Source organism: Petralouisia muris (assembly GCF_004793545.1).
Lineage (GTDB): Bacteria > Bacillota > Clostridia > Lachnospirales > Lachnospiraceae > Petralouisia > Petralouisia muris.
Genome location: NZ_SRYA01000180.1, coordinates 1 through 2,550 on the forward strand (window position 1 = coordinate 1; position 2,550 = coordinate 2,550).

Annotated in this window: 1 rRNA gene; it reads left to right on the forward strand. The window is 57.5% G+C overall.

Going from position 1 to position 2,550, the window contains the following annotated elements:
* Positions 1-163: 163 nt before the first annotated feature.
* Positions 164-2,550: ribosomal RNA gene (locus tag E5329_RS28855) — 23S ribosomal RNA — on the forward strand; the annotation flags it as partial.

The window sequence follows — 2,550 nt, forward strand, 5'->3', positions numbered from 1 at the left end:
AAGCCAGACATGTACCTTGAAAAATCCATACAGAGAAAGACAAGACATCAAACAACCGAGAAATGCGCATGAGAATTCATGCGAAGAATTGCGACAGCAAGGAAAGAACCGAACGCGCTGGCGACGCTACGCCAGGAAGCGGAAGGCTGAAAAAGCCAGAGAAGGTCAAGCAAGAAAGGGCGCAGGGTGGATGCCTTGGCACAGAGGGCCGACGAAAGACGCGATAAGCTGCGATAAGCCGCGGGGAAGGGCAAATACCTGACGATCCGCGGATTTCTGAATGGGGAAACCCCTATGAGAAGACCTCATAGATCCATGCGCGAATCCATAACGCATGGAAGGGAACCCGGCGAACTGAAACATCTAAGTAGCCGGAGGAAGAGAAAGAAACATCGATTTCCTAAGTAGCGGCGAGCGAACGGGAAAGAGCCCAAACCGGGATGCGTGCATGCCGGGGTTCGGACCGCGGACCTGACCGCGATTTCCAGCGGAATGGCTTTGGGAAAGCCAGCCAGAGAGGGTGAAAGCCCCGTAGGCGAAGGGAAGAGCGGCGGAGCGGGATCCAGAGTACATCGAGACACGTGAAACCTTGATGGAAGGAGCGGGGACCACCCCGTAAGGCTAAATACCCTCTGTGACCGATAGCGCACAGTACTGTGAAGGAAAGGTGAAAAGAACCCCGGGAGGGGAGTGAAAGAGAGCCTGAAACCCAGCGTCTATAAACTGTGGAACCGCCGCAAGGGCGGAACCGCGTACTTTTTGTAGAACGGTCCGGCGAGTTGCGGCGCCTGGCGAGGTTAAGCGCTAAAAAGCGCGGAGCCGAAGGGAAACCGAGCCTTAAGAGGGCGGAAGTCAGGCGACGCAGACCCGAAACCGGGTGATCTATCCATGTCCAGGCTGAAGCTGCCGTAAGAGGCAGTGGAGGGCCGAACGCACATCCGTTGAAAAGGGTGGCGATGAGGCGTGGATAGGGGAGAAATTCCAATCGAACCCGGAGATAGCTGGTTCTCCTCGAAATAGCTTTAGGGCTAGCCTCATGAGAGTCTGCCGGAGGTAGAGCACTGAATTTCCTAGGGGGCGTCAAAGCTTACCGAAGAATATCAAACTCCGAATGCCGGCCAGACGGTTCATGGGAGTCAGACTGCACGAGATAAGTTGGGCAGTCGAAAGGGAAAGAGCCCAGACCGCCGGCTAAGGCCCCAAAGTGCGTGTTAAGTGGGAAAGGATGTGGGATTTCAAAGACAACCAGGACGTTGGCTCAGAAGCAGCCACGCGTTCAAAGAGTGCGTAACAGCTCACTGGTCGAGAGGTCCCGCGCCGAAAATGTCCGGGGCTGAAACACGCCGCCGAAGCCGCGGGATGCGAAAACGCATCGGTAGAGGAGCATTGCCGTCCGGAGGAAGCGGCGCTGAAAAGGGCTGTGGACGGGCGGGAAGAGAGAATGCCGGAATGAGTAGCGAGAGGAAGGTGAGAATCCTTCCGGCCGAATATCCAAGGTTTCCAGGGTAAAGCTGATCTGCCCTGGGGAAGTCGGGGCCTAAGGCGAGGCCGAGAGGCGTAGCCGATGGACAACAGGTTGACATTCCTGTACTGCGGGATGACAGAACTGCGGGGACGCATGCGGGAACCATCAGCCGGGAGCGGAAAGCCCGGCGCAAGCGGAAGAGGGGGCGGAGAGGCAAATCCATCCGCCAACCCGAGGCCGTTAAGCGGAGCGAAGCGAAAGTAGCGAAGGATGGGGAGCGCGTGCCGAGAAAAGCCGCTATGGCTCATCGCGCACCCGTACCGTAAACCGACACAGGTGGATGAGGAGAGAATCCTAAGGCCGACGGGAGAAGCATTGTTAAGGAACTCGGCAAAATGGCCCCGTAACTTCGGGAGAAGGGGTGCCTGCGACAGCAGGCCGCAGAGAAAAGGCTCAAGCAACTGTTTAGCAAAAACACAGGTCTATGCAAAACCGCAAGGTGAGGTATATGGGCTGACGCCTGCCCGGTGCTGGAAGGTTAAGAGGAGAGGTCAGCGCAAGCGAAGCTTTGAATTGAAGCCCCAGTAAACGGCGGCCGTAACTATAACGGTCCTAAGGTAGCGAAATTCCTTGTCGGGTAAGTTCCGACCCGCACGAAAGGCGTAATGATTTGAGCGCTGTCTCAACAATGCACCCGGTGAAATTGAAGTGCCAGTGAAGATGCTGGCTACCCGCGCCAGGACGGAAAGACCCCATGGAGCTTTACTCCAGTTTGGCGCTGGGGGTCGGCGCTGCATGTACAGGATAGGTGGGAGGCTAAGAAAGGCTGGCGCCAGCCAGCCGGGAGCCGCCGTTGGGATACCACCCCTGCAGCGCTGGCTTCCTAACCAGCCGCCGTAAGCCGGCGGTGGGACAACGCCAGGCGGGGAGTTTGACTGGGGCGGTCGCCTCCGAAAGGGTATCGGAGGCGCCCAAAGGTTCCCTCAGGATGGACGGAAACCATCTAAAGAGCGCAAAGGCAGAAGGGAGCCTGACTGCGACACCGACGGGTGGGGCAGGTACGAAAGTAGGGCTTAGTGATCCGG